The organism is Terriglobus sp. YAF25 (genome assembly GCF_052113305.1).
In the GTDB taxonomy this organism is placed as follows: domain Bacteria; phylum Acidobacteriota; class Terriglobia; order Terriglobales; family Acidobacteriaceae; genus Terriglobus.
In genome coordinates this window covers 1-5,463 of record NZ_JBFRCY010000269.1, presented here as the reverse complement: position 1 = coordinate 5,463, position 5,463 = coordinate 1, and the positions used below count along the sequence as shown (strand labels likewise).

4 protein-coding genes and 1 pseudogene are annotated in these 5,463 nt (G+C 56.8%); 2 read left to right on the top strand and 3 right to left on the bottom strand.

All coding sequences use genetic code 11. The features are described from left to right. Nucleotides 1-910, top strand: a pseudogene (locus AB4043_RS12785) (IPT/TIG domain-containing protein); the annotation flags it as partial. 67 nt (nt 911-977) lie between these two features. On the opposite strand, the gene AB4043_RS12780 reads toward AB4043_RS12785, so the two are convergent. Beyond that, on the bottom strand, nt 978-2,990 hold the full coding sequence (locus AB4043_RS12780; RefSeq protein WP_442299163.1) for a SpoIIE family protein phosphatase: 2,013 nt from the start codon (nt 2,988-2,990) through the stop codon (nt 978-980). A 204-nt stretch (nt 2,991-3,194) separates the two neighbouring features. Between AB4043_RS12780 and AB4043_RS12775 the strand changes: the two genes are divergently transcribed. Beyond that, the gene (locus tag AB4043_RS12775; RefSeq protein WP_442299164.1) at nt 3,195-3,947 is read left to right on the top strand and encodes a glucose 1-dehydrogenase; all 753 of its coding nucleotides are present in this window, start codon (nt 3,195-3,197) and stop codon (nt 3,945-3,947) included. 219 nt (nt 3,948-4,166) lie between these two features. Here the strand turns inward: AB4043_RS12775 and AB4043_RS12770 are convergent, their stop codons facing one another. Beyond that, nucleotides 4,167-4,889: a DUF3142 domain-containing protein gene (locus AB4043_RS12770; RefSeq protein WP_442307207.1), complete on the bottom strand. Its 723-nt coding sequence runs from the start codon at nt 4,887-4,889 to the stop codon at nt 4,167-4,169. After that, a partial coding sequence (locus AB4043_RS12765) for a hypothetical protein (RefSeq protein WP_442307206.1) occupies nt 4,867-5,463 on the bottom strand: 597 nt, incomplete at its 5' end. The genes AB4043_RS12770 and AB4043_RS12765, both read right to left, overlap by 23 nt.

The following is a 5,463-nucleotide window of genomic DNA, read 5'->3' as shown; positions in this document are numbered from 1 at the left end:
CCTTAATGTCGTCGGCGAAAGGTCTGCGATCGACTCTGAGGTCGGCAATGTCCGCATCATCAACAACAGCGTGTCCTGCCCAGCGCCTCCTTCCGGTATCGGTGGGACGGCCTGCGTTCTGGCTGAAACTACAAATAGCTCTGACACCTGGGCGTTTCAGGGAAACAATGTGCATGACACCGGTGGCAATGTAGATAAAACCTATCACGCGGTCTACTTCTCGTCTGGCGCCAATCACGCAGACGTCGGTTGGAACACCATTGGACAAAACTTCAAGGGATACTGCCGCGGCATCATGTTCCATGCCACGACTGGTAGCAATCAGTACGACCTTCATGTGCATGACAATGTCATTACCGGCGGATACTGCGATGGAATCCAACTGGCATCGGTCAATCCCTCGCAAGGAACCGTTGAGGTTTACAACAACGTGGTGGCCCATGTCGCGATTGCCTCCAATCCTTACGGAGTTGCAAATGAGGCAGGCATCGCAATCAACTCAGATCCTGCCGGTTCAACAAGTGGAACGGTACAGGTCTACAACAACACTGTTGTGGATGCTGGAGCCTACACACTCGGAAATCAGAATGGATGCTTCGGTGTAGTCTATGCAGGCGCAGGCATCAACTTGACGAATAACATCTGCGTTCAGCCTTCTGCGGCGCAGCCTTATATCCAATCGAAGAGCCAGGGTGTAACTGGGACGAATAACCTCTGGTACGGAGCCGGAGCCGCTCCCGCTTTCGATTCACGACCAGTAGTCAGCCCACCAAGCTTCGCCTCGGCGACGAACTTCGCGCTGCAATCCAACTCGGCAGGTAAATCTGCCGGCACCTCTTCCAAGGCTTCGCAGGTAGACATCGTCGGRGATCAACGCGGCAGCACTCCTTCCATGGGTGCTTATCAGTAAGAAATGCGGGCCGCCGCAAATAATCGGCGGCCCACATTCTAAAGCTACGTTCTCGGGGAGCGTTTTCTCACGCCGAACGTGTGAGTGTGAGCACGGTAATATCGTCTTCCTGCCCGAATTGGACTGCGGCTCTGGAAGCCGTATCCGCGTCGTGGGCTTCGGCGAGAAGACGCTGCAGGCGTTCAAAGCTGAAGATCTCTCCCGAATCCGCTCGCGCTTCGAGAAGCCCGTCCGTATAGAGCGTGCAACGATCGCCGAGCTCAAGCTTGATTACAGTTTCTTCGTAGTCGATGGAAGGATCGATGCCTAACGGCAGGGCGCCGGGAAGCTCGATCTCTTTGCCGTTCAGATACGGCGCCGGGTGACCCGCGCTCGCAAGCATGCAGGTTCCGTCGGAATCGAGACGCATGGCCAGGCACGTCGTGAATCCWCCCTGCAGCCGGCCGTGAAGGCGCCGGCTCAGTCCTGCCAGAATCATGGCCGGGCTTGAATAGTTTTCTGCCAACGTGCGCACTGCTCCGACGATGAGGGAGACAGCCATTGCAGCGCGAAGGCCTTTACCGCTCACATCCCCCAGGACGATCAAACATGAACCAGCCTGCTCGTCTTCGAGCGGAAGCACCTGGAAGAAGTCTCCACCTACCTCCAATGCCGGATGATAGGCGCTCGAAATCGTATACCCGGCCAGTTCGGGCGGCTTTTCCGGAATCAACACTCGCTGCAGCTCGCGGGCACTTTCGAGTTCCTGCTCGAGCAGCGCCTTGCGGGTCTGTTGCTCGAAGAGAAATCGGTACACGGCATAAACAATGGAAAAGAACAACAGCAGGTCGAGAACTTGAAGGGCGCTTAGGCTCACCGGTCCGATATGGAACAGCGGGGAATAGAGCTTCTGGGCAAAAGTCCAGTGGGTGAACCTTTGCCCTTGTCCTGCTGTGGCCGCAATCACAGCACCTAATTGCGAAAGACTTGCGCTGACAGCCACTATCCAGCGGACAGAGTCAAGCTTCTGGCGGAATCCGAAGATCGCGAGGACTACGAGATACAGATCGCAGGGTTCAATGACGACGGTAAGGATGCCATCGGCCCACGCGCCCGCCGTCGATGAAAGCCATGCGGCAGGGATGTAGATAAGGCATCCATCAAGGAAGGCAGCGGTGACGCTCACGATCGCCAGAATCCTGGCCCACTGGGCCAGGTGCTTTTTATCGCCGAGATGAAGCATCTCAATCAGCAAAAACCAAAGCGCAACATTGCGAAGTTGCCACAGGGGCTGAACCAGGAATTGAGCGAATTGACTGGAGACCGGAATTCGCATCGTGTAGACCGAACCCCAAATCGCCGGACAGACCGCGAAGATTGAGAACCACAACAGCAGCCGCTCATTTCTACGACGCGACCAGAGTGCGATGCCGGCAATCCCCACGATCAGGTACAGAAGATTGAGAGCGTTGGCAAAGAGTGTGCCTTTGAGGAATTCGTAGTTCCATATTCCGACATATCCCGAGATGGAATCCGCATCGCCCAGGATGGGCGCCTCGCTGAACCCGCCGACGATGCCGCTCGAACTCGATCCGAGTGGACCTTGCCAGACGCGAATCGCGAGAGTTCCGGTATACGGGCTTGGAAGGGTGAACCATTGGGGCTGATACACAGCAGGCCAGGAAGGGTGTGGAGACAGGATCCCATAGCGGCCGACCAGAGATCCGTTCCAATAGACTTCGTAGGCGTCGGAGATGCCGGGGATGAGCAGTTGAATCTGCGAACGGAGATTTGCTGCCGGAGTGATGTTGAGCCGTAGTCGATACCATGCGAACCCATGCGCGGCGAAGTGGCCTTGCGCACCCCAGGGACGGTCGGGCTTGATCGCCTCCCAACCAGCCTGACCCGGAGCGCTATTCACGTCTGGTTCGGCCCACTGAGGATCATCGCCGAGATGAAACTGCCACGGCTCGTTGAGGCGTACAAGCCCGCGGCCAAGCCCCTCAACCCTGACGACCGGAGCCAGATCCTGCGCCGCGACGGAACCCACGGCCATGGCAGCCAGGACGAGGAGAATTGAGAGCTTCAATGCATTAAGCATTTGCATGTTGCCAAGCATTTTAGCCGTACCGCATTCCGCCTTCCAAAGACTGCATCAAAGCGCTGACCTGTCACCCGAATCCACATTTCTCATACAAATTTCTCTCGTTGCTGAATCCGATGGGTCGCGGTCGTCATCATTTACTTCGATCGATATCGAAATAAATGATCGATATGAACCAACAGGCGCGAAAAGGAGCTGGCAATGGGAAAGCTGAATGGAAAGATTGCACTGGTGACGGGCGGAAACAGCGGTATTGGATTGGCAACGGCAAAGCGTTTTGTCGCTGAAGGGGCCTACGTGTACATCACGGGCCGTCGCCAGGAGTCGCTGGATGCTGCGGTGAAGGAAATCGGCGGCAATGTTACCGCTATACAGGGTGATGTATCGAAGCTGGAGGATCTGGACCGACTGTTTGCGCAAATCCAGAAGGAGAAGGGCAAGCTGGATGTGGTCTTTGCCAACGCGGGCGGAGGGGAATTTGTTCCACTGGGCAGCTACACCGAGGAGCACTTCGATAAGACCTTCAACATCAATGTGAAGGGTCTCGTGTTCACGGTGCAGAAGGCGTTGCCGCTGCTTCCAGATGGCGCAACGGTCGTGCTGAACGGCTCCATCGTCTCCATAAAGGGCTTCGAAAACTTCGGCGTCTACAACGCGACCAAGGCTGCGGTGCGCTCATTCGCCCGCACCTGGACGAACGAGTTGAAGGCGCGCAAGATCCGCGTGAACGTCGTCAGCCCCGGACCGATCGATACGCCGGCAATCTCCGGTTTGGTGGGCAATGATGCTGAACAGGAGAAACAGCTCAAGGCTGGACTGGCCGCCGGCGTACCGCTGGGCCGCATGGGTACTCCGGATGAGTTGGCCAAGGCGGTCGTATTCCTTGCGTCGGACGACAGCAGCTTCGTCGCAGGAGTGGAGCTGTTCGTCGACGGTGGTTTCGTCGCCGTGTAAAAGACGTGCCGGAGGCAGTTCTGCCGCCTCTGGCACACTTTCCAACTTGCGACAATCGCGATTGTCTTTACCTACTGGCATTCGCTCGGGCCTGTTGCCACTTGGATAGAACATTTCTACTGTTGCTGGGTATCCCGAGAGGAGCGTGCAGCGGCGTTTTCATTGAGGAAAACGCCCATAGATGCACAAGCCCTGCACTACACCTACAGGAGAAATGCTCTATGGATTCAGCAGAAATACGACGAAGCCACGAAAGTAAAGATTCGAGGCGAGGTTCGCCGGCTGTTGCCATTCGCCGTTTTCTAGCAGCCCGATACGAAACGGGATCTTCAATCTGTCGAGCCGGGTCAAGTACTGTTCATACCCAGGGATGACGTGGCGTCCCTGGTAGATCTGTAGTACGACCTCATCGACTGCGCCTGCCAGCGCGTCGAGACCCTGCGGATCGCCATGGCTGCTCCAATCGAGCAGGCCGGTGATGCCTAGCTTATAGTCCGCAGGCAGTCGTCGGCGCAGGTCTTTGAGGAACGCTGCATACTCTTCGAGACGGTGCGTGTTCGCGTCGAAGTCGATCTGGAGACCTGCGATGCGGTTGCCTGCCTGGCGCCAACGTGCGAGATCAGACAGCACCTGTGAGTAGAGCGTCGGAGACCAGTCGAGGGTTTCGACACGTACCACCATCCAGACATCAGCATGTTGCACGTGAGGTAATGCCGGACGCTGCGAGATGAGCATAGACTTGCCGGGCCTCACCTCTGCATCGAGCAAATAGACCGTACGGGCGTGCGCGAGAGCAGGCTGCGGAGTGACTCCCGCCCAGAGCCAGAAGGCGTCGTAGCGGTTCACATCGACAACGGATGATTGCGCGCAGAAGATGTTGGTGGCGCCCAGCGCCAGCAGCGCGATCCAGTGGCGCGCTCTACCAGTAATACTGAAGCGCATTGGCCCACCGTGTGCCCGCGTAATCGTGCTTAAGAGTCGTGAACCACGCCTTGCGCTGTGCTTTGGGTACGTCTTTGCCGCCGCAGTCGTTATTTCCTGAAGGGGCATAGCAGTTCACGGCACGAAAGAGCGCGTACGCTTTGTCATTCCTGCTGGACTTAGCATTCGCAAGCACTGCCATGTATGTGTCCATGCGTACGAAAATCCCCCCAGGAAAGAGCGATGGGGTGTCGCCAAGCTCATCGCCGGAGGACGTCATCGATTCCAGGTATGTAACCGATTGATTGAGACGCACGAAGTCAGCGACACAGAGCCGGGCTGTTGGATTATCTGCATCCTTTACCAACTGCTCCTCACTTGCCCGTAGCCCCGGGCAGCCGAAGTTGGCATTTGTCTTGTCATGAAGAAAGATGCCTACTGGAATCGGCGGGGGCTGGGGTCCGTCGGGCGTGAAGTAGTTATCCGGGTAGTCATCGAGCGTGAAAGAGCCATCGGTCGGAGCCGTTGGTGGAACAAGCGCAAGGTCTTTCAGGAAATTCTCCGAATTACCACGTGTCACTTCCTTGTAGAGCAG

Coding starts and splice junctions, on each gene's coding strand:
- AB4043_RS12775 (WP_442299164.1), top strand. CDS start 3,195: ATGGGAAAGCTGAATGGAAAGATTGCACTGGTGACGGGCGGAAACAGC.
- AB4043_RS12770 (WP_442307207.1), bottom strand. CDS start 4,889: ATGCGCTTCAGTATTACTGGTAGAGCGCGCCACTGGATCGCGCTGCTG.